The organism is Acinetobacter sp. YH12058, assembly GCF_013419805.1.
In the GTDB taxonomy this organism is placed as follows: domain Bacteria; phylum Pseudomonadota; class Gammaproteobacteria; order Pseudomonadales; family Moraxellaceae; genus Acinetobacter; species Acinetobacter towneri.
In genome coordinates, this window is record NZ_VOZL01000006.1 from 62,744 (window position 1) to 89,405 (window position 26,662).

22 protein-coding genes, 1 tRNA gene, 2 pseudogenes and 1 other annotated feature are annotated in these 26,662 nt (G+C 38.6%); of the genes and pseudogenes, 21 read left to right on the top strand and 4 right to left on the bottom strand.

The features are described 5' to 3' along the window. Positions 1–56: 56 nt before the first annotated feature. Positions 57–665, bottom strand: a pseudogene (locus FTU09_RS05735) (type II toxin-antitoxin system HipA family toxin); the annotation flags it as partial. A 169-nt stretch (positions 666–834) separates the two neighbouring features. Between FTU09_RS05735 and FTU09_RS05740 the strand changes: the two are divergent. The 13 genes and pseudogenes from FTU09_RS05740 (at position 835) to FTU09_RS05800 (ending at position 17,137) form a co-directional block, all read left to right on the top strand. Next, positions 835–1,965 (top strand): phytanoyl-CoA dioxygenase family protein, encoded by a 1,131-nt coding sequence (locus FTU09_RS05740; protein ID WP_180079774.1) that lies wholly within the window; start codon positions 835–837, stop codon positions 1,963–1,965. 206 nt (positions 1,966–2,171) lie between these two features. Further along, on the top strand, positions 2,172–2,999 hold the full coding sequence (locus FTU09_RS05745; protein ID WP_180079776.1) for an ABC transporter permease: 828 nt from the start codon (positions 2,172–2,174) through the stop codon (positions 2,997–2,999). Beyond that, complete coding sequence (locus FTU09_RS05750; RefSeq protein WP_004970263.1) at positions 2,996–3,658, top strand: ABC transporter ATP-binding protein; 663 nt, start codon at positions 2,996–2,998, stop codon at positions 3,656–3,658. Before FTU09_RS05745 ends, FTU09_RS05750 begins: the two co-directional genes overlap by 4 nt. A 127-nt stretch (positions 3,659–3,785) precedes the next feature. Continuing rightward, complete coding sequence (locus FTU09_RS05755; protein WP_228619164.1) at positions 3,786–4,745, top strand: capsule biosynthesis protein; 960 nt, start codon at positions 3,786–3,788, stop codon at positions 4,743–4,745. A 3-nt stretch (positions 4,746–4,748) separates the two neighbouring features. Then, complete coding sequence (locus tag FTU09_RS05760) at positions 4,749–6,434, top strand: polysaccharide biosynthesis/export family protein (RefSeq protein ID WP_180079778.1); 1,686 nt, start codon at positions 4,749–4,751, stop codon at positions 6,432–6,434. Between the two features lie 10 nt (positions 6,435–6,444). Further along, positions 6,445–7,215 (top strand): acyltransferase, encoded by a 771-nt coding sequence (locus tag FTU09_RS05765; protein ID WP_180079780.1) that lies wholly within the window; start codon positions 6,445–6,447, stop codon positions 7,213–7,215. An 11-nt stretch (positions 7,216–7,226) separates the two neighbouring features. Continuing rightward, positions 7,227–8,519, top strand: a complete 1,293-nt coding sequence (locus FTU09_RS05770) for a glycosyltransferase family 2 protein (protein ID WP_180079782.1) — start codon at positions 7,227–7,229, stop codon at positions 8,517–8,519. 4 nt (positions 8,520–8,523) lie between these two features. Continuing rightward, entirely contained in the window at positions 8,524–9,876 is a 1,353-nt protein-coding gene (locus FTU09_RS05775) for a hypothetical protein (RefSeq protein WP_180079784.1), read from the top strand. A gap of 35 nt (positions 9,877–9,911) precedes the next feature. Beyond that, positions 9,912–11,285, top strand: coding sequence for a bifunctional cytidylyltransferase/SDR family oxidoreductase (locus tag FTU09_RS05780; protein WP_180079786.1), 1,374 nt, complete (start codon positions 9,912–9,914; stop codon positions 11,283–11,285). Between the two features lie 10 nt (positions 11,286–11,295). Beyond that, positions 11,296–12,459 (top strand): hypothetical protein, encoded by a 1,164-nt coding sequence (locus tag FTU09_RS05785; RefSeq protein WP_180079788.1) that lies wholly within the window; start codon positions 11,296–11,298, stop codon positions 12,457–12,459. After that, entirely contained in the window at positions 12,460–14,442 is a 1,983-nt protein-coding gene (locus tag FTU09_RS05790) for a capsular polysaccharide biosynthesis protein (protein WP_257226850.1), read from the top strand. It abuts the gene before it with no gap. An 11-nt stretch (positions 14,443–14,453) separates the two neighbouring features. Then, complete coding sequence (locus FTU09_RS05795; protein WP_180079790.1) at positions 14,454–15,713, top strand: capsule biosynthesis protein; 1,260 nt, start codon at positions 14,454–14,456, stop codon at positions 15,711–15,713. A 216-nt stretch (positions 15,714–15,929) separates the two neighbouring features. Further along, positions 15,930–17,137: pseudogene (locus FTU09_RS05800) on the top strand (IS3 family transposase). Next, positions 16,202–16,318 (top strand) — a sequence feature (AL1L pseudoknot). It overlaps the preceding pseudogene by 117 nt. Positions 17,138–17,467: 330 nt before the next feature. On the opposite strand, the gene FTU09_RS05805 reads toward FTU09_RS05800, so the two are convergent. Next, positions 17,468–17,543 (bottom strand) — tRNA-Gly (locus FTU09_RS05805). Between the two features lie 235 nt (positions 17,544–17,778). Here FTU09_RS05805 and FTU09_RS05810 point away from each other — a divergent pair. The 5 genes from FTU09_RS05810 to FTU09_RS05830 all read left to right on the top strand — a co-directional run bounded on the left by FTU09_RS05810 (position 17,779) and on the right by FTU09_RS05830 (position 20,763). Next, positions 17,779–18,090, top strand: a complete 312-nt coding sequence (locus tag FTU09_RS05810; RefSeq protein WP_179996443.1) for a BolA family transcriptional regulator — start codon at positions 17,779–17,781, stop codon at positions 18,088–18,090. 13 nt (positions 18,091–18,103) lie between these two features. Beyond that, a complete protein-coding gene (locus tag FTU09_RS05815; protein WP_004970245.1) occupies positions 18,104–18,496 on the top strand; it encodes a SirB2 family protein in 393 nt (130 codons plus the stop codon). A 189-nt stretch (positions 18,497–18,685) separates the two neighbouring features. Then, on the top strand, positions 18,686–19,522 hold the full coding sequence (locus FTU09_RS05820; protein ID WP_180079792.1) for a ParA family protein: 837 nt from the start codon (positions 18,686–18,688) through the stop codon (positions 19,520–19,522). A gap of 13 nt (positions 19,523–19,535) precedes the next feature. Further along, positions 19,536–19,931, top strand: a complete 396-nt coding sequence (locus FTU09_RS05825) for a hypothetical protein (RefSeq protein ID WP_131261282.1) — start codon at positions 19,536–19,538, stop codon at positions 19,929–19,931. Positions 19,932–20,172: 241 nt separating this feature from the next. Continuing rightward, entirely contained in the window at positions 20,173–20,763 is a 591-nt protein-coding gene (locus FTU09_RS05830; RefSeq protein ID WP_004970239.1) for a LysE family translocator, read from the top strand. A 96-nt stretch (positions 20,764–20,859) separates the two neighbouring features. On the opposite strand, the gene FTU09_RS05835 is transcribed toward FTU09_RS05830, so the two are convergent. Beyond that, a complete protein-coding gene (locus tag FTU09_RS05835; protein ID WP_004970236.1) occupies positions 20,860–21,495 on the bottom strand; it encodes a DedA family protein in 636 nt (211 codons plus the stop codon). 231 nt (positions 21,496–21,726) lie between these two features. Between FTU09_RS05835 and FTU09_RS05840 the strand changes: the two genes are divergently transcribed. Further along, a complete protein-coding gene (locus FTU09_RS05840; protein ID WP_004970234.1) occupies positions 21,727–22,149 on the top strand; it encodes a DoxX family protein in 423 nt (140 codons plus the stop codon). 224 nt (positions 22,150–22,373) lie between these two features. Beyond that, a complete protein-coding gene (gene guaA, locus FTU09_RS05845; RefSeq protein ID WP_004970232.1) occupies positions 22,374–23,942 on the top strand; it encodes a glutamine-hydrolyzing GMP synthase in 1,569 nt (522 codons plus the stop codon). 216 nt (positions 23,943–24,158) lie between these two features. Here the strand turns inward: guaA and FTU09_RS05850 are convergent, their stop codons facing one another. Continuing rightward, entirely contained in the window at positions 24,159–25,451 is a 1,293-nt protein-coding gene (locus FTU09_RS05850; protein ID WP_004970230.1) for a GGDEF domain-containing protein, read from the bottom strand. Positions 25,452–25,697: 246 nt separating this feature from the next. Between FTU09_RS05850 and FTU09_RS05855 the strand changes: the two genes are divergently transcribed. Further along, positions 25,698–26,645 carry a pirin family protein gene (locus tag FTU09_RS05855; protein ID WP_004970229.1) on the top strand — a complete coding sequence of 316 codons (948 nt, stop codon included), beginning with the start codon at positions 25,698–25,700 and terminating at the stop codon, positions 26,643–26,645. Positions 26,646–26,662 lie beyond the last annotated feature (17 nt).

Here is a 26,662-nt window from a genome sequence, read left to right on the forward strand (position 1 = left end):
TTTTGAAAGAGCACTTTTGAACCGTACTGGGTTTGTCAGAGACTTTTTTATTTAAGTTAGGTCACCTGACCTAACGTGTTAATCTTATCATAGTACATTGCTTCAAACTCAAAAGGCGAAACATAACCCCCACCTGGCCCTTCAAAGAAAGTAACATCATAGGCAGGGGAAAGTTTCCATTGCCCATTTTGGGACATCAGAAATGAAAAGTTTTTGCAATGATCATCTCGATTATTGAAGACTACATTGAAAACAGCTCGCTTGAATGCAATTGCTTTTTCGCGAACATCATTGGTGCAAAAGTGTGCAGCGCGAAGAAAGTTACTGTAGTCTAAACTCCCTGGTGATTTAAAATCAGCTCCGGTGAAGGCCGCTAAACTTTGCATAGGGATACACATGCCATCGTGGCGGTCAAATCTCTTTGATGCAAATGCGGTTAATCCATTCGGAAGAGTAAAATATTGAGTATCAGGGGTGTCAATATCACAATGACGCAAACATTCTGCATAAACAGCTTCAATTGCACAAACTTCAGGATGCTCTTGCTGAGCGGGAAATTTGATCAGCCAAGCTTCATGTTGATGTGAGCTAACTGTTGAGAATTCGTTGGGGTCAGGATCACGATAGATGAGCGCTTTTGGCCTTGCACCTTGTGGAGATCCACCCGGAGCGGGAAAGGAAACTCGAATTTCACACACCGAACTTGATAAAAGACGGTTTTATAGGATGGTTGGCTAAGCTAGAAAATGATTGGATAGAAGTTTTACCGAGCGAGTTTGTTTTTGGTTATAATTTTTTCAAATATTGATCCAATACAGAACAGGGTTACTTCAATTGAACTTCTTTAAAAAAAATGTCTTTGAAAATATTAAAAAACTGGATCAGCAAAAACAAATAGCTGCAGCTCAGGAGTTGGGCAAGATATTGGTTCAATCTCCAGGAAAATTTATATGCGACAGTATGGCCTTGATGACACAGTCCAAATCCTTCGAATCTAATTCTATATTAGGGAATTCCAAATTAAATCAACTTGGTTTACACCGTTTCCGGGTTCAGTTTGCCGCAAAAATGGCAGTACAACGTAGATTGAAGTTATCAAAGTTCATTCAGCCGGCAGATGTCGAAAGTTTTCAAAAAAATGGCTTTATATTCAGGGAAAACTTTTTGGCTGCAGATGAGTTTGCTCAATTAAAACAAGAATTATTGACGACTCCGCTGGAAACCCGGGAAACATTGCAAGGGGATACGGTCACTCGCCGTATGGCATTAGATGGAAAAACCTTGAAGCATATGCCCGTGACCAAACAATTCCTACATTCAGATGAATGGAAAAACCTGCTGAATTATGTTGCCAGTTTTAAAGTGCAGCCCATCTGTTATCTGCAAGTGATATTTTCACATGTCAGAAAAGCCAAAACTGACCCTCAGACAAATTTACATAGCGATACTTTTCACTCTAGTGCAAAAGCTTGGTTATTTTTAGAAGATGTTGCTGAAGACGAGGGGCCTTTCGTCTATGTACCAGGGTCGCATCATTTAAGTCCTGAACGATTGGCTTGGGAACAGCGGAAATCTGAGTCGATCACAGCAAAAACTGATGTCATGATGCGTCGAGGTTCTTTTCGGGTCTCTGAAAAAGAAGTGCTTGAATTGGGCTATGCGAAACCGCAAGCTTTTGCGGTGAAAGCAAATACATTGGTGATTGCGGATACTTATGGTTTTCATGCCAGAGCAAAAAGTCTCAAACCTTCGATGAGAATCGAACTATGGGCTTATGCACGTCGAAATCCATTTGTGCCCTGGTTAGGGGGCGATCCTCTTTCCTTGCCCTTTTTAAGATCAAATTTAGTGCCCTTATATTGGTCAGGTTTGGACTTTCTGGAAAAAAAATATCAACGAAATAATCCCTGGAAGAAAGTGGGTAAAAAATGCGCAACCGATCCTGCGGTTTTGACCAGTAAATAAAAAATTCTTGAGTCAGTTTGCTGAATATATCTTTAATGAAATGCAAAACTCTGTATATCATAAAGGTATTCATTTCAGCATCTGTAGATTATGCCGGATACAACTTAAGTTGCCTCAGACAGATTTACAGGAGTTTAGCTTTCTTCTCTTTATTGATCGCTGTATGATATCGAAAATTTTATACAATAAGTTTTTAAGTCATCGCAATGGAACCACAACATCAGATGCCATTAAGAAAACTCCCACGATTGAAAGCGCGTGGTGGTTTACAAGTGATGTATGCATCGATACGTGCATTATTGCTTCGGGAATTACAAACCCGCTTTGGTCAATACCGTCTAGGCTATTTATGGATCTTTCTAGAGCCTTTATTGACCATTGGAATCATGGTAATCCTGTTTGGTACAGTCATGCAAAGAACTTTACCGGGTATAGATTATGCTGTTTTTTTAATTAATGGCATTATTCCATTCTTTATGTTTAGAACAGGCGTGACACTGGGGATTAGCGCTACCGAATCTAACCGAGGTTTGTTTAGCTATCGCCCGGTAAAGCCGATTGATGCCTTGCTTGCACGAAATGTTCTCGAATTTCTGCTGAAATTTACTGCTTATATTGCTTTTACTGCAGCCTTTGTATGGTTTGGCTATCACATCAGTTTTGAACAAATTCCGCAACTTCTAGGCTATTGGGCGCTCTTATTTATATTTATGCTGGCGTGTAGCCTGATTTTTATTGTGATTGGCGATTTTTCCAAAGAAGTGGGTAAATTTCTTTCGGTTTTCTTTTTAATCCTTTATTTGCTGTCTGGTATTTTATATTCCATCCATATCATTCCAGTACAATACCGCGAATATCTATTATATAACCCATTGATTCATATCTTTGAGTTAATGCGCCATGCAGTTGCGCCTACTTATAGTTTAGTGCCAGGAATTAGTCTAAGTTACTTCATGATATGGATGATTATTTCTTTATTTATAGGCTTGCTCCTGTATACACGCTTTGAACGCCGTATGGTGAAATCAAAATGATTGAATTAAAAAATTTAACCAAATCATATGCCACACCGAAAGGTCGGCATTATGTATTTAAAGATCTCAATGCGATTTTACCTGCAAATAAAAGTGTGGCCCTTTTGGGGAAAAACGGGGCTGGTAAAAGTACCTTACTGCGTGTCATTGGCGGAATTGACTATGCCGATTCTGGTAAAGTAATTACCAACCAGACCATCTCCTGGCCGGTGGCATTATCAGGGGGCTTCCAGGGAAGTTTAACGGCTCGGCAAAATGTACGTTTTGTGGCCAGACTTTATGTCAATAGTCATGAAGAAGTTGAACATGTGGTAAATTTTGTTGAAGAGTTTGCTGAAATTGGTAAATACTTTGATATGCCGATGAAAAGTTACTCGAGTGGTATGCGTAGCCGGATTGGTTTTGGTTTAAGCATGGCCTTTAATTTTGATTATTATTTGCTCGATGAAGCCGGGGCGGTAGGAGATGCTTCTTTCCGAAAAAAAAGTCAGGCTTTACTCGACGAACTCAAAGAAAACTCAAATATCATTATGGTTTCCCATGATTTAAAAGATTTGACCCGCAATTGTGATGTCGCTTTCCTGGTGCGAGATGGCAAAGCAGAATATTTCGATAATGTGCAAGATGCAGTAGAGGTATATAAAGCGTATGCAAGCTAAAATAAATAAGCGGCTTTGGATTGCCTATACTTGCTGTGTTCTCATTCCGGTATTGGTTATTGTATTTTATCTTTTTGCCTTTGCTAAAGATCGTTATCAGTCTTCTTCTACATTGCTGGTAAAGCAAGTGGCTGATACTCCAGTGGCCGATACTGCAGGATTAGGAGCTTTGTTGGGAGTGCCCAATACCAGTCGTGAAGACTCTCAGATTCTCAAAGAGTATATTGGCTCTCGCGATATGATTGAGCAGTTAGATCAAACCTTGAATTTACGTCAGGAGTTTTCATCGGTTCGTGATCCGATTTTTGCATTGTCGGAAGATGCTTCAGTAGAAGACCTGGTTGAATATTTCAATAAAATGATTAAAGTCGAACTTGATGAGCAAACCATGATGCTACATGTACATGCTCAGGGCTTTTCGCCAGAGTTCTCACTGAAACTCAATCAAGAAGTATTAAAGCAAAGTGATGAGTTTATCAATGAAATTTCCCAGACCATTGCGCAAGAGCAGCAAGTATTTGCACAGAAACAGTATGCAGAAGCAACAGCGCAGTTAGATGAGGCTCGTCAGGCGGTACTCCAGTACCAAAATGAAAATGAAATCTTTGATCCTGAATTACAAGCCAAAGCGGTGGCGACACTAATTGCAGGTTTACAGAGTAGTTTGGCGCAATTGAAAACTGAAGAGCGCACTTTACTTAGTTATTTGACGCCTGAAGCACCTCAAGTAGTGGCGTTACAGAGTCAAATCGCAGCCTTGCAACAGCAAATTAATACTGAAAGTTCAAAACTGACTTCACCGAATAACTTAAAACTGAATAAGAATGTAGCTGACTTTGAAGCACTGAAGGCGCAGGTTGAATTTGCCGCTGATCTTTATAAAATCTCTTTGGTATCTTTGGAAAAAGCGCGTTTAGAAGCTTCACGTAAGCTCAAGAAATTGGTGGTGATTGCGACACCGCGTTTAGCTCAGGATGCTTTATATCCGCGGAAAGTGTATATCAGTCTGACTTCATTTATTTTATTGAATATTATTTTTGGTATTGGATTACTGATTCATTCAATTATCCGTGAGCACAGAGAATAAATTATGAAAAAAATTGCGTTATTATCAGTTTTATCATTGGCCTGTGCGACGGCTGGTTATGCATTTGATCCAAGTTTATTGCCAAGCGAAGTATCTCAGACCTTCAGTGGCGGAAATTTCGATACAGCAAGTGCTAACAGTACTGCCCTGTTAAACAGCCAGTCTGTGGTTGAGCTTTCTCCAAGCAGCTCAATGAAATATCCAATTCAAAACAAGATGTTTGGTTCGCAGCTTTTTAAAGGGGCTTTTGCCTCAACTGCGGGATCGACCTTCAATAGTAGTTATCAAATAAATCCAGGCGATAATATTAATTTACGCCTCTGGGGTGCCTATCAGTTTAACGGCACTCAAAGCGTCGATCCACAAGGCAATATTTTTATTCCGAATGTCGGACCGGTCAAAGTAGCAGGTGTTCGGAATGGCAGTCTACAGTCGGTGGTTGAAGCACAAGTACGCCGTATTTATGTCTCTAATGTTGGGGTATATGCAGCCCTTGAGCAAGCTCAGCCTGTCAAAGTCATGGTGACTGGTTTTGTCAATCAACCTGGTAATTATGGTGGTGTCGCCAATGATAGTGTCATTGCTTACTTGGACCGTGCGGGTGGGGTGGATCCAGAGCGTGGCAGCTATATTGATATTAAAGTCATGCGCAATGGCCAAACGATTCAGCAGGTCGACTTATATGAATTCCTGTTACAAGGTCAAATTCGCCCTTTCTCTTTCCGGGATGGGGATGTGATTGTGGTAGGACAGCGCACTCATACCTTTAATGTCTCAGGTGAAGTCTATAACCAGAATGATTTCGAGTTTAACTCGCCTGCGGTTAGCTTGGCACAGGCTTTGGCATTTGCCAAGCTTAAACCAGGGGCGACCAATGTCAGTATTCAGCGCCGGCAAGGTGCAGAATACCGTAGTGAATATTATTCGTTGAATCAAGCACCGAATATCATGATTGAGGATGGTGATATTGTCACTGTAACGGCTGATCGCTATGCAGGTACGATCCAAGTACGTGTGGATGGCGCACACAATGGTGCTCACGCCGTTGTATTGCCTTATGGCGCTAAACTGAGTGATGTATTGACGCAGCTACAACCGAATGCTTTGGCTGAAGTGGAATCTTTGCAATTGTTCCGTCCTTCTGTGGCCAAGCGACAAAAAGAGATGTTAAATGTTGCTTTGGATAAGTTGGAAGAAACAACATTTAATGCCCGTTCAAGTACACAGGAAGAAGCAGCTTTACGTTTGCGTGATGCTGAACTGGTAAAACAATTCATTGCTAAAGCACGTCAAGTTGAACCTAAGGGACAGGTGGTGCTGAATCCAGACACTTTCCAAAATGTAATTTTGGAGCAGGGTGATATTTTATATATTCCTGAAAAAACCTCTGTGGTCATGGTACATGGTGAAGTGGCTTTTCCAAATGGGGTGGAGTACAAGCAAGGTCTAAGTGCCAAGGAATATATTGAGCAGGTCGGCGGTTTTAGCCAAAAATCGAATAAATCCAAAGTGATTGTGATTCGACAAAATGGTAAAGCTGAACTTGTTCGGAAAAGTGAAAAAATTAAGCAGGGCGATGAGATCCTAGTTTTGCCTAAAGCGCAGACCAAGGGGATTGAGTTAACGCGTGGTATTACGCAAGTACTGTATCAAATTGCAGTAGCGGCGAAAGTGGCTTTGGATTTGTAGGGTATTACCAATGAAGTTAATAATTAATGTAGAGAAAAGTTATAGTGATGAATTTGGCAATAAGGTAATTGTTTCTGATTCTACTAAGTTAGAAAATATCAAAGTAGAGTTTAGGGGGAACAATAATTTATTAGTGATTGATGATAAAAATAAAATTCTTAAAAATATTAATTTTGAGTTCTCATCAAATGATGGCAAAGCTTATATTGGTCATGTTGAGGGGGCCCTCCAAGCAAGGGGAAATATTAGAGTAGGATATAAAAGTTTAGTAGTAATTGGAGATAAAGTAACATGTACCAAACCATTTTTTATATGTGCTAGCGAAGCAACCAAAATTCTAATAGGTGATGATTGTATGTTTGCAACGGATAATCATATCCGTACCGATGATGCACATGCCATTTATGATGTAAAAACAGGTCTTAGATTAAACCCATCAAAGGACATTATCATAGGTGCTCATGTTTGGGTCGCATACGCTGCAAAAATTTATGGAGGTGCTAAAGTTGGAAGTGGCTCTATTATTGGTACAAATTCTATAGTGAAGTCATCATATCCAAATAACTGCACCATTGTTGGTGCTCCATCAAAATGTGTTAGAAGGAATATTGCATGGGAGCGTCCTAATGTTGCTAGACATAAGCCATGGTTGAGAGTTAACTCTGATCATATCAAAAAAGATCCAAACTTATGGAAAGTCACAGATGACTATAATAAAGAAATATACTTAGGAGTTTCTTATTCTAAAAAGATAGATATTTTAAGTAGTTCTAATAGTTGAGTTATTAAAAAATGATGATTGGAAGTATTTTCACTAAAATTAAAAAAGATGTATATGAGTTGTATAGTCATATTTTGAATAAAGTATGGTTGTATAATGATAATATTATTGTTGTTGATTTTATATACAATAATTTTTCTTTTGCATATGATATTTATGATGAAGATGGTTGTTTGAAAATTGATTTTGTTGATAGAGATTTAAAATTTTATAAAAATGATAATAAGAAAAGAGTTGTTAGTAGTAATGTGGATGAGAGTGATATTTTAAATACTCTTAGTATTCATTTGAAATCTGTAATTAAAAATATTAACGAATTGTATGAATTTCCTATTTCTATTGTGATACCTGTTTATAATAGAGAATTAATTATAAAAAAATGCATTGAGTCAATAAATAGTCAGACATTAGATAGGAGTTTATTTGAAGTTATTTTTGTAGATGATTATTCAAAGGATAATACAGTTAACGCAATTGAAAAATTTATCGATAAGTCAATAAATTTTGAAATCTTGAGAAGACCTATAGGTTCAGGTAATGCTTCTGCTCCAAGAAATGAAGGAATCAAGGCGGCAAAAGGTAGATATATATTTTTTGTGGATTCAGATGACACTATTGCACCCTATACATTAGAGGATGGCTTAAAAAGCATTCAAGAAAATAATAGCGATATTGTTTATTTTAAAATGTTTTCTGATAATGAAAGACAAGTCCCTATTAGACCTTATAAAAATGGTGATATCAACAAAGCAGATATTATAAAAAATCATCTAATGAGAAGCTTGTCTGTATTTAAGTTTTTAAATAAAGAGATGTTGATAAAAAATAGAATTTTATTTAATCCTAGTATAAGTGTGGCAGAAGATAAGTTATTTATGCTGGATTGTTTATGTGCTGCAAGAAATGTATCCATTTTGGCAGAAAAAAAATACTATTGTGCTTCACTACATGATCAAGGTCATTTAAGCAGAACCAGTTTTGTAATTGAGGATATGTTTTATATAATTAGCTTAGGTTTTCTAACAATCTATAATGCTAAAAGATCTTTTGAGATAAAAAAGAAATTATATAACGCATGGATGGTTATTGCTCTAGAGCAGACTATGAAGTTAATTAATGCAAAGAAATATAATTATGCATTCAAAAATCGTAATTATACTGAGCTATATAATATTTCATCACTTGGTTTTTTGTTTTTAGATAAAAAACAGATATATCGAGATCTTCACATGTATTTAGATCTCTTTAAAACTGGAGATTTTGAGATTTTATCTTTATTTGAAAGAAATAGCCCAGGAGTATAATGAGTTGACTAAAATTACTAAGTTCGTTAAAAATCCAAAAGGTTTTTTTGCCGACTTTTTAAAAAAAAGAGAAACTTCTACTTTACTAGGTGGAGTAGTAAATCAATCTAACAAGCTGAGTCTCTTTATAGAAAAATACTCGAGTAATGCTGGCCTATCTTCAAAAAATGTATCGGCTTCCGTATCTCCTGTTGCTGTTAAAACAGCTACTAGACCTCCAGTAGCTTCAATGAATTATCAAGTAAACTTTTTCAAAAAGCATGTGGCTATTCTGCATAGTGGCGAAGGTGCTAAAGCAGGTTTAGCACACCTCAATTTATGGATTCCATCTTTTTTAGAGTCCAACATTGATTTTATTGTCTTAGTTCGTGATCTTGCTTTATATAATGCGATAAAGCAAGAATATCCATGGCTTAATATAGCTTTTGTTAAGCGACCTATTGATATAGAAGAATTTATAGCAAAACTACCTTTTGTAAAAACTGTATTTTATCCATCAAGTACAGGTAATAATATTCATTTAGTTCGTTTTTCATTCCTAAATCATGTTTTTATTGGTCATGGTGACAGTGACAAAGCATCAAGTGCTCATAAAGGTTTAAGATTGTACGACGAAGTATGGACTGCTGGTGAAGCACATATAGATCGTTTTAAAAATGCATCATTTAATTCTGATCATATAGTATTTAAAAAAGTTGGTAGACCAAACTCTTTCAAAACTTTGATTGATTGCCAACAGCATTGGACAGAACGAAAGTTTAACTTCTTATATTTGCCAACGTGGGAAGGGTTTATGGAGGAGGCAAATTACTCATCCATACATTTAGCATCCGAAATTCTCAATCTCATTACTGCTAAGTATTTGTGCAAAATTTCAGCAAAATTCCATCCTTTGACTGGTAATAGAGATCTTGCGTATCAAAATCTCGATATACAGCTATCAAGTACTTTCCCTGATCAACTAGACACAATTAACATCATAGATAAATCTATTAATTTAGAACAAGTTCTAAGTTTAAGTAATATATTTATATGTGATATTTCTGCTGTAATTAGCGAATGTTTAGCAGCAAATGGACCAATTTTTGTTTATATTCCGAAAGATAAAGTAATCAATATTGCCGCATCAAATATGAGGTATGAAGATTATTGTTATGCTTTCTCAGATATTAATCAATTAGATGAATTATTATATAAAGTATTGTCTGGTGATGACTACTTAGTAGAGAGTAGAAAGAAAGCTATTGATTATCTCATTGGTTATGAGGAAACTTTAAACAAAGAATTTGTGAATCAATTAAAGTCTTTGGAAGCACAAGATGTATCATCTTTACCATCAAGAGCATATGATTTCTAAACTCAGTAATCTTTAATAATTTTAGGTTTAATTAAATGAAAAACATAGCTGTAATCCTTTCGGGTGGTTCAGGTTCACGTTTCGGAGGAGCTTTACCAAAGCAATTCACTAAACTTGCGGGTAAGGCGATTATTGAATATACCATTGATGTTTTTCAAAACTCAGATGATATTGATGAAATTTTTATTGTTTCTCAAACCCATCATATTAACCGTACCTGGGATTTGATTAAAAAAAACAAGTGGTCTAAAATTTCCAAAGTAGTAACAGGTGGGGATGAACGCTTTGATTCAACCTATTCAGCTTTAACGGCTTTAAAAGAATATGATAACTCATGTAATGTGCTATTTCATGATGCAGTCCGACCTTTAGTCAATCAAGAAATTATTAGTAACTGTGTCGAAGCTTTAAAGGATTTTGATGCAGTAGATGTTGTTATTTCTTCAGCGGATACTTTGGTTGAAATTTATGATGATGGATGTATTGCCAATATTCCTCAGCGCTCACATATGCGTCGAGGCCAAACTCCGCAAGCATTCAAACTGGGCTCAATCCAATTAGCTTATAAAAAAGCTTTGGAAAAAAATCGTAAAATTTTTACATGTGACTGTGGTGTGATTCGGGCAATGTTGCCGCGCACTCGTGTAGCAACTGTAGAAGGAAGTGAGCGCAATTTAAAAGTTACTCATCCCGTTGACTTGTTTATTGCTGAAAAATTTCTTCAATCTGCACATGGAATCCCTTTCCGTGAAGGTGACAGTTTTGATTATCTAAAAGATAGAAATATTGTGATTTTTGGAGGCACCAGTGGTATTGGTTTGGAAATGAAAAACATTGCAACACTGCATGGTGCCCAGGTTGAAGTTGCAAGTCGCTCTTATAATCAGGTGGATATCTGTAATTTGCAAAGTGTAAAAAACTATCTTACAGATATTAAAGCGAAGCTAGGTCGTATTGATTATGTCGTGAATACTGCTGGCTTGTTAATTAAAAAGCCAATTGATACTCTGACTATTGAAGAAATTACCGCATTGATTGGGGTGAACTATACTGGTGCGGTAAATGTAGCAATTGCATCTAAACCATATTTACTAGAGACCTCAGGTATGCTGATGAACTTTACTTCTAGTTCATATACACGCGGTCGTGCATTTTATGCGCTCTACTCTTCAACGAATGCGGCAATCGTGAACCTTACTCAAGCAATTGCAGAGGAATGGAGCGATGAAGGCATTCGCGTGACTTGTATCAACCCTGAGCGTACGGCAACACCAATGCGTACAGCGAACTTTGGTATAGAGCCAGCGGAATTGTTGCTCTCGGCTAAGGAGGTTGCAATGACTAGTCTTAAAGTGTTAGGAACTAAAAATACAGGTATAATTGTTGACGTTCGTAAAGACGGTCGCTAAGAAGTTGAATATGCCTGAAAATAATCTGTACTATATCTATATAGATTCAAAAATTGAAGGAACTATAGATCAGTTGATGGGTTATTTTCAGGCTAGTATTTTCCATCCTGATGATTGTATTTGTATTTACTTCAAGTTTTATAAAGATATTGAAAAGTATATTCATAAACGATTTAAAAGTACTTCCATTCGATATAAATTTATTCGTAAAAATTCAGATTTTTCTTTTCAGAAGAATAAAGTTGTTTTTTATCTCTTTAATGCTCAATCTAATTGCCGTGTAGTTGCTCATCGCGACTTAGTACATGTCTTTGTGACACATGGGGAAAGCCATAAATTGGCATCTATAAAGCCCATCATACGCATTTACGATTTTGTGATAACCTCAGGGCAAGTAGGTGTAGATCGTTTTCTGAAAGCTGGTATTTTTAACTCATTTAATATCCAAAATGAACAACGTGTTATTCCCATGGGAAATACGTTTATTGGTCAGCATTCCTATTATGCTGAAGCAAATTCTGATGCTATGTTATATGCACCGACATGGGAGGGAGGGGTGCCGAGTGAGAACTATTGTTCAATCGGTTCACAAGCGACAAAAAAATTAACGTGGCTTATTCAGATAAACAAAATTAAGAAACTTTATATTCAAGTACACCCTAATTTGGGCCATAGGGATAAAAGATACCTTGATTATCTTAAAAATATGGTTAAAAATCTAAATAAATTAGACATTGCTGTGATTTTGATCAAATCAAATTTTCGATTTTTTGATCGATTTAATTATTTTAGTTGTGAGTTACAGACATCAGATGATCTCAAACCGATTGCTTTAAAAGGAGCGGTTGTTGATATTTCTGCGATGGAAATGCAATTGATTAGCGAACATATCCCAACTCTAGTTTTATATCAAGAAAAGCAGTTGGGTGGTCTAATTATTCCTAAACGCATAGCGCATCTATATGATGCTAAGAACTCTTTAGAGGCTTTTAATATTGATGATGCTGGTTTCCAAGCTCGAATGAAGGAAATATTAAAACATTTCGATTATTTAATAGATTATCAAGAAAGTCATTTAGAACAAAAGAGTTTTCGGGAACGAATACATTGGCTGTGCCATTTCGCTACGCAAAAAAAGATTGAATTACAAAGACAGTTGTTGAGTATGTATTAAATGATTCTAAATCAATATTTAGAAAAGCATAATTTAAGTAATTGGAAAAAATCCTTAAATATCTATCATGAATTTCATGCTGGCTGGGGCCGTAAAAAAAGTTTCTTTAAAGCGCAAGCCTTAGCTGGAAAAAAAGGCTTTAAGGCTCTATGTTTAGAGGATGGATTTATCCGTTCTCTAGGTCTTGGTAAAGATGGTTATCCACCTCTATCGCTTGTTGTTGATGAAACCGGTATTTATTTCGATGCACTACAGCCTTCAGATCTAGAAAACCTCATTTTAAAAGATGAGAGTCTTAAAGATAATCTTCGTGCCCAGCATGCCATTGACCAAATTTTAAAATTTGGAATTACTAAATATAATCAAAAATTTCAAACAATAGATTTAGGTAAGTTTGATCAAAAAAGCACACATATCTTAGTGATAGATCAAACTTTTGGTGATCAATCAATCAAATATGCAGGGGCTACTCCTGACACATTTAAAAGCATGTTAAGACAAGCCTGTATTGACCATCCAGATGCGATTATATGGGTCAAAACTCATCCAGACGTATTGGCAGGCAAAGCACAATCCCATTTTCAACCTCAAGACTTCGCATCTGCAAATATTCAGGTCTTAACAGATGCTTATAATCCGATTGAATTATTGGGCTATATTGATGAAGTTTATGTGGTCAGTTCACAGCTTGGCTTTGAAGCCTTGCTGTGTGGCAAGAATGTTCATTGTTTTGGGGTGCCATGGTATGCCGGCTGGGGTTTAACCCAAGATCAACACGCACCATTGCATATTTTAAATGGGCGACGTGCTCAAACTAAATCCTTAGAACATTTATTTGCTTGTGCGTATTTGCAATATGCCCGTTACGTCAATCCGGTGACAGGACAACGCTGTGAATTGGAAGAGATCCTGGAGTTGCTGATTCCCAATATTTTGTTTCAACAGCGTCTGGCTCAATCTTATACAGCTTATGGATTTAGTCCCTGGAAGAAAAAGTTTATCGCTGCTTATTTTGCTTTTCCCAAGCTTCATCTGAAATTTCAACGCTATTTCAAACCTGAAAAAACTGCTGATGTTCTGGCATGGGGTAAGAAAGCCAAACAGTTAAAAGATTTGAACTATAAGCAGGTGACGACTGTTGAAGATGGCTTTATTCGTTCTGTGGGCTTGGGTGCGAAGCTGATTCGTCCATGCTCTCTGGTTTTTGATGATATCGGGATTTATTATGATGCCACGCAGTCATCGCGTATTGAGCAGCTACTTAATCAGATAGAATTGGATTCTTCGCAAATACAGCGCGCACAGCGTTTGCAAAAAATGCTGATAGATCTTAATATTTCAAAATACAATGTAGGTGAGTCAAGGCCATTAAAACGTCCTCAGCATTCGCGGGTTTTATTGGTGGTGGGGCAGGTTGAAGATGATATGTCGATTCAGCTCGGCGGAATGGGTATTAAGACCAATCTGGAGTTACTGAAACAAGTGCGAGAAAATCATCCGGACAGTTATATTATTTATAAGCCACATCCAGATGTACAAACGGGGCTACGTGTAGGGAAAATTCCCGAAAAGGATATGTGGATTTATGCTGATCAGATTGAATTGAATACCTCTATTTTGGAATGTTTTGATATTTGTGATGAGGTCCATACCATAACCTCACTCAGTGGCTTTGAGGCCTTGATTCGAGGCTTAAAAGTTTATTGTTATGGTTTACCATTTTATGCAGGTTGGGGCTTGACACAAGACTTGTATACCTCACAAAGACGCAACAATAAAAATGTGACATTGGAAACTTTGTTATATGTAACTCTTGTAGAATATCCAACATATAATTTACCACATACTCAGGCGTCGGGTATTCCCCTGGTTCGCCCCGAGGATGTGATCGCTTATATTAAAAGTCAATTGGATCAACCGCTAGATCATGATCATCAGTATAAGCGTGTATTATTACAGTTATATAAAAAGTTTAAAAAATAGGCCAGTTTTTTATGTCAGTCCATGTGAATCGTTTATTGCTCTCTGAACGGGTTCTGTTGTTACAGGGGCCGATGGGAGGCTTTTTTAACCGTTTTTCTGCTTGGCTAAAAGATCATGATATTCAGTGTTTTAAAGTAAACTTGAATGGTGGAGATCAGTTTTTCTCACGTTCTTTTGAACATAATTTTGATTTTACCGGTCCTTATGCCGATTTTTCGGCGTGGATCGAAGACTTGCTCTTATCTCAAGAGATTGATGCAGTGGTCTGTTTTGGAGACTGTCGTAAGTATCATCAAGTTGCAAAAAAAGTCGCATTAAAACATCGAATTAACTTTTTTGCTTTTGAGGAAGGCTATATTCGGCCGAACTATATTACGTTTGAGCAAGATGGGGTAAATTTCTTTTCCAACTTTTTGTCGCATTTAAAATTAAAAACAAAAAAACCTAAAAATACCCAAGTGAAAAAAGTATCTGAAGTCAATAATAGTTATCGTTCGATGCTGATCAGTGTCATGGTCTATTATGTATTTATGCTGCTTTTCTCCTGGAAATACCCGCATTATAAACATCATCGGCAGATGAGTATCTGGTCAGAAATTTATTATTGGGTCTGGTCGGGTGTGCGACGGATTAAAAATTCTTTCGTAGAAGAAAAACGCTTTAATGTATTTATGCAGGCTTATAAAAAACGTTATTTTGTTTTTGCACTACAAGTACATAATGACTTTCAGATTCGTACCCATTCTGATTTAAAATGCATGAAAAAGTACATTGAAATGGTTATTCAGGATTTTGCACAACATGCAGATCCATATCATCATTTGGTGCTCAAACATCATCCGATGGATCGTGGCTATCGTAATTATGCCTCTTATATTCGTAAGCTAGCAAAGTCTCACGATGTTGAAGGGCGTGTTCACTATTTTTGTGATATTCATTTGCCTACATTATTAAAAAATAGTCTGGGTTTTGTTGCAGTAAACAGTACGACAGGGATTCAGGCTTTATATCACCATATTCCTGTCAAGGTATTGGGGTATGCACTTTATAATTTACCTAAATTGACCAACCAACGTCCATTGGCTAAATTCTGGAGAAATCCAGGCAAGGTCGATCAGGTGTATTTCAACTATTTCCGTGAAGAGCTGATTAATTATTCCCAACTGAATGGGGCTTTTTATGGTGATTCTCCTTGGATGGGTGATTATGATTTATCACATATCGAGGTAGATGTTGAAATGCAACAAGCCAATAATCCTGTTTCTATCTGATTAATTGTATTAGTTCACACTGGATCATACATTCCTCTTGATAAAGAGAAAGTTATCCGTTTTGATAGTGATTTTTGGTGGTGTTTCAAAATGTATGCTGCTCATTTTAACACCACTATACAAAACTATGATTAATGTAAAAGAAACTCAGATTAAAAGCTGCTATTGAACCGTACCGGGTTTGTCGGAGAGTCAATATTCTGAGAGACTATCCCGATGACAAAATTAAAATATACCCCTGAAATCAGAGAAAGAGCGGTTCAATTACTAATTGAATCTGAAAAAGATTATCCATCGAATTGGGCAGCAGTTTCCGCAATTGCTCCTAAAATTGGCTGTACTCCTGAAACACTACGTGTTTGGTATCAAAAATACTTAGAACAAAATCCCGCCAAACTACAACAGGTATCTGACCAAGAAAAAATGAAGCAAATGGAACGTGAAATTAAAGAATTAAAACGTGCCAATGAAATTCTACGTAAAGCAGCCGCTTTTTTCGCCCAGGCGGAGCTCGACCGCCCACACAAATAATGGTGGATTTCATCCATAACAATAAAGACTTATATGGTGTTGATGCGATTTGTAGAATTTTACCGATCGCGGCTTCGACCTATTATCGGGCTTTAGATCTCGCTGACAATCCAGAACATCGAGCGAAACGTGCTCTGCATGATTTACATCATGCAGAGCAAATCAAACGTATTTGGAAAGAAAGTTTAGGTCGATATGGTGTACGTAAAGTCTGGCAAAAATTGAAACGTGAAGGCTATGTTATTGCACGTTGTACAGTTGCTCGATTGATGCAGAAGCTAGATATACAAGGTGTTTGGCGTTTTAAAACATCAGACTGCCTATCAAAGAGATTATTTATTGGTCGAATAATCTCAAAACCTGATTGACTACCAAGACGGTATCTCAGGTGGGTGACTTTACGTATATTCAAACTCATTCAGGCTGGTGGGTCTATACCGCCTTTATTATTGCTGTATTTTCACGAGCAATTGTTGGATGGAAAGTATCTACACGGATGAATACAGATATGGTGCTCGATGCATTGGAGCAAGCATTGCACGATCGAGGTATGCCTAAGAATGTGATTCATCATTCAGATAGAGGTGTTCAATATCTTTCGATTCGCTATACCAATCGTTTAGAAGCTGCAAATTTACGAGCATCAGTCGGTACAACTGGTGATTCATACGATAATGCTTTGGCTGAAACGGTGAATGGCTTATACAAAACAGAGGTGATTGAATATCTAAAAGCAGATTGGCAAGGTTTAGCAGATGTACAACTTGCGACACTAAACTGGGTAGATTGGTTCAAATAAAAAGCGTGTACACAGTGCACTGGGTTATGTATCGCCTTTTGAGTTTGAAGCAATGTACTATGATAAGATTAATCCGTTAGGTCAGGTGGCCTAACTTAAATAAAAAAGTCTCCGACAAACCCGGTACGGTTCAAGTTTTATTGTGTGATCAAATTTGGTCACGATCCTAATTGATCTTGAAAAATATTGAATTGAAAATAATAGAAGTCTAATGACATAGAGATTTTCGGTGGAATATTTTTTTAGGCAGTTTTAGAAAGGGGTTCTTATCTTTTTGATTTATTGAAGGCACCATTTGGTCACCAATTTTGATATAGCACTTTTGTAAACTTACTTTTTTAGAATAAAGATCTCTTATGAAGAAAAATATTGAATAAAATCAACAAAAAAAGCCTCAATCTTTCGACTGAGGCTTTTGAAATTCTGGAGCGGGAAACGAGACTCGAACTCGCGACCCCAACCTTGGCAAGGTTGTGCTCTACCAACTGAGCTATTCCCGCATGCGGTGTATAATACATGATGCAAAAATAGGGTCAATCATTTTTTGCATATCGTTGTACTGACTGAATAAATAAACAACATTTTTAGAAAAAACAGCCGCAATCAGCTTAAATTTCATCATAAAAAGTGACTCAAATCGTAAATCGAAGAATCCTCACGGCAAGATGCTGCGAATTACACAGAACACGTTATACTTCAGGGAGCTTTTAAAAAACCATTCGGGGAAAGACAAGCATGAGCTTAGAACAACAGTTGCTAGAACGCTTAGCCGTTTTCAATCCAAGCCATTTAGAGGTAGTGAATGAATCTGCAGGACATGGCGGTTATTTCCCGGGTAAAGAGTCGCATTTTAAAGTGGTGATGGTGAGTGAAGATTTTCAGGGGCTACGCGCTGTACAACGCCATCAAAAAATTTATGCTGCTGTGGGTGATCTACTCGCGCCAAATAAAATTCATGCACTGGCGATTCATGCCTTTGTTGCATCTGAATGGCAGGGACAAGACACCAGCAGCCCAGAATGCGCCCACGCACCAAAAACATCGTAATGGAATGAAATAAATGGAAAATTTAGGAATGCTGAATACCATTCACGTTGCTGCAGCGGCTTTATTATTTTTGGTGCTGTTTGTACGTGCCATGACTTTGTTTAAGGGCACACAAAATAACTCGCCTAATCCTAAAGCGTGGACAGTCTTTGTGGCATTGCAACATTCAGCACTGACGTTGATTGTAGTGACAGGTGTCATTGCTTTGTTTTTAAAAGACTTTCAAGTCGAAACATGGTTTTATGCCAAAATTATTTTATTTTTGGTGATGCTGTCATCTTTAATCAAAGCGTATAAAAAAGATGACAGTATTTTGTTGATTCAACGCCGTGTTGGTTGGGGCTTAGCCTTAGTCGCATTTTTTGCCATTTTAGGTTTGGTGATGTTAAAGCCAAGCTTTGGCTAAGTCAGCAGATCTTATTGTGGATGTTGCTCGTGGGTGTGAACTCACGAGCATTGAATGTATGTAAATATTGGCAAAAGATTGGCTGCATATTTGAGCACTGGTGAATTGTTAGACATAATTCGGCAAGAATATTTACAGCTCAGTTAAACTGAAGTGATGTCACAACAAAAATTGAAAAGAGGGGCGGCAATGCGCACACGTGTGGTGTTTAATCAGAAAGGTGGTGTTGGAAAATCCAGTATTACCGTCAATTTGGCTGCAATCAGTGCGCATCAGGGTTTAAAAACATTGGTGATTGACCTCGACCCGCAAGCCAACTCCAGCCAATATTTGTTGGGTGATGATGCTACTTATTCTGCCGACAAGCCTGCGCTTGAGCCCAACATCGAAAATTATTTTGAAGAAGTGTTGGGTGCAAACCAATCCAAAGGTTTACTGGGCAATGCTTTGGGCTCAATTTTAAAAAACCGCAGCAAAGGTTTAGAAGCTTATGTGCATCAATCGCCATTTAAAAATTTGGATGTGATTCCTGCGAGTCCGCAATTGGGCGGCTTGGTGCATGCACTTGAATCAAAACATAAAATTTACAAGCTGCGCGATGCCTTGCAACAATTGTCCGATCAATATGACCGCGTGTTTATTGATACCCCGCCTGCATTTAACTTCTTTACCTTGTCGGCATTAATTGCTGCAGATCGGGTGCTCATTCCATTTGACTGCGATGTCTTTTCTAAACGCGCTTTGCAAAGCCTGATTGAAAATGTGTTGGAAACTCAGGATGACCATAATGCAAACTTGCAAATTGAAGGCATTGTGGTGAATCAATATCAGGCACAGGCCAAGTTACCGCGTGAAGTGGTGCAGCAACTTAAAGATGAAGGTTTGCCTGTTTTGAATAGTATGTTACCGCCTTCGGTGTTGATGAAAGAATCACATCATAAAAATTTGCCATTAATTCATTTGGCAACAGATCATAAATTGACGCAGGCTTATCAATCATTGTTCAATGAAATTGAGCAAGCGTGATACAGAGGTAGACATGAAAACATTTGCAATTGGTCTTGTCGCGGCAAGTAGTTTATTGCTAGGGGCTTGTGCGACCACAGTGAAACCTAGCTATGTGTCGCCTACACATTATCAGGCTTTGAATTGCCAACAATTACAAAGCGAATATAACCGTATTCAGCAATATATTGAAAGCGGTGTTGAAGCACCGAAACGTACAGGTGTTGGTGTGGGTATCGGTTTAGGCGGTGGTTGGGGCAGCCGTGGCGGTTGGGGCGTTGCACCGAGTGTTTCTGTCAATATGGGACAGTCATCCAATACCAAAAGAACAGAATTGGCACGTCTTTTAGGTGAGCAAGAAGCCATTGTGCAAGCAGCAAAATTTAAAGCTTGCCCGATTATTGTCAAACTCAAACCCGCAACATCTTAAATTTTAGGGTTTACGAATATTTTGTCTATGGTGCTGCCATTTGTGCAGCACCATTGCTTAAAAAATGTAGCAAGATAATTCAAGGTTGATCTTAATCTAATACTTTAAAAACAAAAACTTAATTTTATTTTCTGTTCTATTTATACCCTTGGGTCAGTCCTGCCAGATAGAAAAACTTGTCATTTTCAATGGCTTTCATATAAGGTGTGCTCCTATTTTTGATTTGCATGCTCTGGTGTTTATGATTGAAAGTTGGCTCTTTGTCCTAGCAATGATTGCGGTCTTGATGATTCCTGGCCCGACCAATGCGCTATTGGCAAGCTCAGCCCACCAACAAGGCATTGCCAAAACCAGTCTGCTGATTCCCGCAGAGTTTTTTGGTTATATGTATGCCATTAGTCTGTGGGCGTTATTCATTCATTTGAGTGCGCCAATTTGGCCTTATTTAATTGATATACTGCATGTTTTAAGCGCAGGCTATGTGTTTTGGATGGCTTTTCATTTATGGAAGCAGTCACATTTAGAGCAACATTGTCAAAAACACTCTGCCATTCGCCCTGCACAATTATTTTTTTCGACTTTTAAAAACCCAAAAGCCTTGTTATTTGCTGCAGGTATTTTTCCTACAGAAACGTGGGATAACCCGACCAACTTTGCTATGGTCTATGTCTTATTTGGTCTGATTTTATTGCCAACAGCGTTATTTTGGATGTCTTTTGGGCGAGCAGTTTTGGCGCGAGAAACCAATAAAGTGACGGCAGATCTGTTATATAAAGGCTCGGCTTTGCTGTTGGTGGTGTGTATGCTGCCTGTGGTGGCACGTTTTTTCTAAAGATTTAGAGACTTTTGGTGAGTTGAGCAATCATCTCACCTGTTTTGAATGTATGAGGGCAGCGCTGTAACAGGCATGCCCAAAGAATTACACAACTTAAGCAGGTTTTTTCTTGAGTTTTTGGCGAATAAAACCAATCACCCCAGGCAAGACACTTAAAATAATAATGCCGAAAATTAAATGGGTGAAATTGTCTTTCACAATTGGCATATTGCCAAACAAATAACCGAGTGTAATAAACGACGCGATCCAGCAAAAAGCGCCAATTACGTTATAGGTTAGGAAGTATTTATAATTCATGCTGCCTGCACCCGCCACAAAGGGCGCAAAGGTACGCGCAAAAGGCACAAAACGCGCAAAAATAATGGTTTTTCCGCCGTGTCGCTCAAAAAACTTCTGGGTTTCGATCAAATGTTTTTTATTGATAAAACGTGATTCCAGTTCAAAAACCCGTGGACCAATATATTTACCAATATGGTAATTCAGGGTGTCACCGAGTACCGCAGCAGTAAACAATAAAATACCCAAAATCCACGGATCCATTACCCCTGTCGATGCAGCCAGTGCGCCTGCTGCAAACAGCAAACTATCGCCAGGTAAAAACGGCATGACCACCAAGCCTGTTTCTACAAAAATAATCAGGAATAAAATAGCGTAAATCCATACCCCATATTGGGTGATGAATTCGAGCAAATGCTCATCGACGTGTAAGATAAAATCAATCAGTTCCATGGGGAAAAACAAGCGAAAGTGTGCTCAAATCCTAGCAGTCCACAGGCGGAAAGTCAGTATGAAAAGGTAAATAATTTTCACAGTGATTTTAGGGATGCTAGACCAGCCACATCGGTTCTTTTTCGTTGCATAGATGCAACAACATGTCTTTTAAATGCGTATTTATCCTGAATTTTGAAAAAACTAAGATGTATTTGTCTTCAAGAATGAATCAAAAATATAGGTGATCTGATGTTTAATCCAAATGTTGTGTTAAAAAGTGTGGTCGAAAAAGCAAGTGTGCAAGCCATTGTAAGTTTGTTTGCACGTGCTTTTTTAGCGTATTTATTTATTGTATCTGGTTGGGGAAAAATTGCAGGCTATGATGCAACAGTGGGCTATATGCAAGCTATGGGTGTTTCAGGTTCATTGCTACCTTTGGTGATTTTGCTAGAACTTGGTGGTGGTTTGGCAATTCTATTCGGTTTACAAGCACGTGTCGTGGGTTTGGGTTTAGGTGTTTTTAGTCTTTTAACTGCATTTTTATTCCATGCTGCACCAGAAGATGCGCTGAATTTTATGAAAAATATTGGTTTGGCTGGCGGTTTCTTCTACATCATGCTTTACGGTGCAGGCAAAATAAGTCTAGACCATCTTTTGGAAGCAAAAAAGTAAGTCATTGATTTCCACATCAGCTCAACAATTTAAGCAATCTTCAAGAAGGTTGCTTTTTTTATGCCATAGAAAATGCATAGTCTTTTAAAACTTAGAGTATGTGGTCAGTGCAATATCACGAAGAAAAATAGCCATTTTTAGGATTGTCTGAATAGTGTGCGCAAGGCGTGGAAAAATGCTAGAATAGCGCGCTTAATTCGTTTGCCTTTCTATAGTTGTTTGTCATGACTACCAATACTCAAATTACTGAAGATCGTATCCTGATTCTGGATTTCGGTTCGCAATATAGCCAGCTGATCGCACGTCGTGTTCGTGAAGCGGGCGTATATTCTGAAATGTATGCCTACGATATGTCGGAAGAAGACATTCGTGCATTTAATCCAAACGGTATTATCTTATCGGGTGGACCTGAAAGTGTTCACCAAGCGGGTAGTCCACGCGCACCTGAAATTGTATTTAACTTAGGCGTACCTGTACTGGGTATCTGCTATGGCCTACAAACCATGTCAGAACAACTGGGCGGTAAGGTTGAAGCAGGCTCAGTGCATGAATTCGGTTATGCCGAAGTCGATATTTTGGTACGTGACAAACTGATTGGTAACTTGCAAGACCGTGAAAACCAATTGCACGTTTGGATGAGCCATGGCGATAAAGTGGCACGCATTCCAGAAGGCTTCCAAATTACGGCAAGCACACCAAGCTGCCCTGTGGCGATGATTTCTGATGAAACACGCCGTTTCTATGGTATTCAATTCCACCCAGAAGTAACGCACACAGCTAAAGGTGCAGAACTACTGTCTAACTTCGTACATCAAATTTGTGGTTGTCGTGGTTTGTGGACACCAGAACACATCATCGACTTGCGTGTAGAACAATTACGTCAGCAAATTGGCAATGAAAAAGTATTACTTGGCTTGTCAGGTGGTGTCGATTCATCTGTGGTTGCTGCCTTATTGCACCGTGCCATTGGCGATCAATTGACGTGTGTATTTGTAGACAACGGTTTGTTGCGCTTGAACGAAGGCGATCAAGTGATGCAAATGTTTGCAGAAAACATGGGGATTCGCGTAATTCGTGCCGACGCTGAACAGCGTTTCTTAGGTGCATTGGCTGGTGAAGTTGATCCAGAGAAAAAACGTAAAATCATTGGTCGTGAATTTATTGAAGTTTTTGCCGAAGAAGCACGTAAGCTGGATGGCGTGAAATTCTTGGCACAAGGTACGATTTACCCAGACGTGATTGAATCTGCAGCCAGCAAACAAGGCAAAGCGCATGTGATTAAATCACACCACAACGTGGGCGGTTTACCAGAAGATTTAGCTTTTGAATTGGTTGAACCATTACGTGACTTGTTTAAAGATGAAGTTCGTAAGCTTGGCACCACTTTAGGCTTGCCACACAGCATGATTTACCGCCATCCATTCCCAGGTCCAGGTTTGGGCGTGCGTATTTTGGGTGAAGTGAAAAAAGAATATGCAGACATTTTACGTCTAGCTGATGATATTTTCATGCAGGAATTACGTGCAAGTGGCTGGTATGACAAAACAGCTCAAGCATTTGCAGTATTCCAACCTGTAAAATCTGTTGGTGTCGTAGGTGATGGTCGTCGTTATGCATGGGTAATCGCACTACGTGCCGTAGAAACAGTGGACTTTATGACCGCACGTTTCGCACACTTGCCGTATGACTTGGTGGATCGTATTTCAACGCGCATCATGAATGAAATTGCAGAGGTTTCACGTGTGGTTTATGACGTATCGTCTAAACCACCTGCAACCATTGAATGGGAGTAATTCAGGGATTTCACGAAGCACTGCTTCGTGCCTGAATTACGCCAAGCGCTATACGCGCGGCAGCTAGGGGTTTCAAGCAGCACTGCTGCTTGCCAGTTTTACGACATGAGCCCATTTTAAAGCACGGCTTTTAAAATGGGTGCAAGATGCTTGCGGCAGCTAGCTTTCCTCTTGCACATAAAAAAAGAGCACTCCATGTGCTCTTTTTTATGCCTGCTAAACAATCCAAGATTTAATTTCTTTTTTTACCGTAGATTTAGGGGGCTCAGGCATCCCCACATCAAAACTGATGACACAATTTCGTCCACGTTGTTTGGCTTGGTATAAGGCCAAATCGGCTTCTTTAATTAGGGTCTGTAAGTCGGTTTGTTGTGGTTTTAAACTGGATACTCCAATGGAGACAGTGAAATTAAAACATTTTTTATCAATGCACATTTCATGCTGAGCAATTTTTTGTCTTAAGCGTTCTGAAATCATCAGTGCTTCATCTAAGCTGGTTTCACTAAGCAGAGCGATAAACTCTTCACCGCCAAAGCGTGCCAAAATATCCTTGCGGCGCATTTCTTTACGAGCAATGTCTGCAATATTTTGTAAGACCCGATCTCCAATATCGTGCCCATAGGTATCGTTAATTTGTTTAAAAAAGTCGACATCAAACATTAGTAAGCAGACCGATTCAGATTTAGGCCATGCATGAATTTTGTGTTCTGCCATGTGTACAAACTGACGTCGGTTATTGAGTTGGGTCAGTTCATCGGTGTGTGCCAAGGCTTGCAAGGTATGAAAATTCCAGTCATCCAGCAAACTGCGTAAAAAGTGATGGCGGGCATTTAGGGTGTTGATCCAACTGATATACAAACTCAACAAACATACAGGGATATACACCACCATAAAAACTAAGGCATCCTGCAAATTGGTGAGGGAAATCACCCCCAAAAACATGAGTACGCTCATGACCAATGAATTGTAGACCGCAGGGCGGAAACGCACTTGAATACATAGGTTCGCCATGAGCACAAAAATGACCGAGGCATACACATAAGTGGAAATCCAAGGGCTTTGTGATTGCGACAGGATATAGAACCAAATACCGCAGCACAGTGTGGCGCTGACTGGTAAAATTAAATCTAGCAGGCGAATATCTTTGATCAATTTAAAGCAGAAATAATTGCCAATCAGCGCCAATACAACAGCACTGAGACGGAGTGTGGCCGAGAGTGTAGTGACATCTGGAATGATGAAATAATCGATAAAGAAATACAGCAGGAACGTCATTTGCCCAATGTAATTGACTTGGCGTAAATAACGACGCTGATGTAAATTCTGGTGTTGATAAAAATGTGTTTCAAATTGCGGCGGGAGTTGCGCAGCAGGGTGCTGCAATGCTTTTTCAATTGCTTGTCGGTTTTCAAGATCACACTCAGTTGTTTTTAAAAGTTTTTCTGAGGCTTCCTGATTGCTTAAAATCTTCGAACGGGTCTGTTCCCCCATTCGAGCTTTTACAGACATAGCGATATTTACTCAAATTGACAACTTATAGTGAGGATTATGCGCAAAATGCAGAAAAAATAACCTCCCTAAATTTGGGTATTTTCTCTATTTTTTTTAAATTTTGGTCAAAATTATGCCATATATTTTATGGTGTAGTTCAAGTTTGAACCATAAAAATCAGAACAACAAATTTCATCTTGCTCTTCGTTAGTGATTTACTATATTTAATAGTCAAGGAATTTACAGAAATATAAGAGGTATAGGATGAGCAACAGCAATTATACCGAGCTTTCCAATTCAGACGATTGTGATAAGTACGTCAAGCAATTTATACAGGAATTTCCACTGCGTAGTGCTGAAATTGGGCAGGGAACTTTAATTAAACGTGCTTTACCGAGTCGGCATAAACGCATGATTGGGGCATGGTGTTTTCTAGATCACGCAGGTCCTGTTAATTTTCCACAAGGTGAAGGCTTAGATGTCGGGCCGCATCCACATATTGGTTTGCAAACATTCACCTGGATGATTGAAGGCAGCATTATGCATACCGACAGTTTGGGTACTAAGCAATTGATTCGTCCCAAACAGGTTAATTTAATGACCGCGGGTTATGGTATTTCACATACCGAAGTTGCTCCCGACACCGAAACACACATGCATACAGCGCAACTGTGGATTGCTTTACCTGATGATCAGCGCAATATGGCGCCACGTTTTGATCATTACCCTGACTTGCCTGTGGTTTTGCTAGATGGAGTGGAATTTACCATCTTAGTTGGTGAATTTTTAAATACCACTTCACCAGTATTAGTACATAGTGAGTTGCTAGGGGTAGATATTTATAGTGAAACCAGCACGACAACCCGTTTGCCGCTGAATCCTAAATTTGAATATGGTTTGATGATGCTGGAAGGCACAGCCACTGTGCATGGGCATGAATTAAACGATGAAAATATGCTGGTGCTTGAACCGGGCTTAACCGAAATTCAGCTAGATTTACATGCGGGTGCGCGTCTGTTGCTATTGGGCGGTTTACCTTTTGAGTCGCCAATTTTGTTGTGGTGGAATCTCGTCGGTCGTACCCAAGAGGAACTCAGCATTGCACGTGAGCAATGGGTCAATCATGATCCTCGTTTTGGCACAATACCAGACTACGATGGACCACGTTTAGAAGCGCCGACTTTCCCCGCAAAAATGCGTGCATCAAAATAAATGATGGAATATCAATC

Excerpts from the sequence above, each read along its gene's own strand:
- FTU09_RS05855 (WP_004970229.1), top strand. The coding sequence starts at position 25,698 with ATGAGCAACAGCAATTATACCGAGCTTTCCAATTCAGACGATTGTGAT.
- FTU09_RS05795 (WP_180079790.1), top strand. The coding sequence starts at position 14,454 with ATGTCAGTCCATGTGAATCGTTTATTGCTCTCTGAACGGGTTCTGTTG.
- FTU09_RS05825 (WP_131261282.1), top strand. The coding sequence starts at position 19,536 with ATGAAAACATTTGCAATTGGTCTTGTCGCGGCAAGTAGTTTATTGCTA.
- FTU09_RS05785 (WP_180079788.1), top strand. The coding sequence starts at position 11,296 with ATGCCTGAAAATAATCTGTACTATATCTATATAGATTCAAAAATTGAA.
- FTU09_RS05810 (WP_179996443.1), top strand. The coding sequence starts at position 17,779 with ATGAGCTTAGAACAACAGTTGCTAGAACGCTTAGCCGTTTTCAATCCA.
- FTU09_RS05780 (WP_180079786.1), top strand. The coding sequence starts at position 9,912 with ATGAAAAACATAGCTGTAATCCTTTCGGGTGGTTCAGGTTCACGTTTC.
- FTU09_RS05745 (WP_180079776.1), top strand. The coding sequence starts at position 2,172 with ATGGAACCACAACATCAGATGCCATTAAGAAAACTCCCACGATTGAAA.
- FTU09_RS05770 (WP_180079782.1), top strand. The coding sequence starts at position 7,227 with ATGATGATTGGAAGTATTTTCACTAAAATTAAAAAAGATGTATATGAG.
- guaA (WP_004970232.1), top strand. The coding sequence starts at position 22,374 with ATGACTACCAATACTCAAATTACTGAAGATCGTATCCTGATTCTGGAT.
- FTU09_RS05820 (WP_180079792.1), top strand. The coding sequence starts at position 18,686 with ATGCGCACACGTGTGGTGTTTAATCAGAAAGGTGGTGTTGGAAAATCC.
- FTU09_RS05750 (WP_004970263.1), top strand. The coding sequence starts at position 2,996 with ATGATTGAATTAAAAAATTTAACCAAATCATATGCCACACCGAAAGGT.
- FTU09_RS05840 (WP_004970234.1), top strand. The coding sequence starts at position 21,727 with ATGTTTAATCCAAATGTTGTGTTAAAAAGTGTGGTCGAAAAAGCAAGT.
- FTU09_RS05760 (WP_180079778.1), top strand. The coding sequence starts at position 4,749 with ATGAAAAAAATTGCGTTATTATCAGTTTTATCATTGGCCTGTGCGACG.
- FTU09_RS05815 (WP_004970245.1), top strand. The coding sequence starts at position 18,104 with ATGGAAAATTTAGGAATGCTGAATACCATTCACGTTGCTGCAGCGGCT.
- FTU09_RS05830 (WP_004970239.1), top strand. The coding sequence starts at position 20,173 with ATGATTGAAAGTTGGCTCTTTGTCCTAGCAATGATTGCGGTCTTGATG.
- FTU09_RS05765 (WP_180079780.1), top strand. The coding sequence starts at position 6,445 with ATGAAGTTAATAATTAATGTAGAGAAAAGTTATAGTGATGAATTTGGC.
- FTU09_RS05835 (WP_004970236.1), bottom strand. The coding sequence starts at position 21,495 with ATGGAACTGATTGATTTTATCTTACACGTCGATGAGCATTTGCTCGAA.
- FTU09_RS05790 (WP_257226850.1), top strand. The coding sequence starts at position 12,460 with ATGATTCTAAATCAATATTTAGAAAAGCATAATTTAAGTAATTGGAAA.
- FTU09_RS05850 (WP_004970230.1), bottom strand. The coding sequence starts at position 25,451 with ATGTCTGTAAAAGCTCGAATGGGGGAACAGACCCGTTCGAAGATTTTA.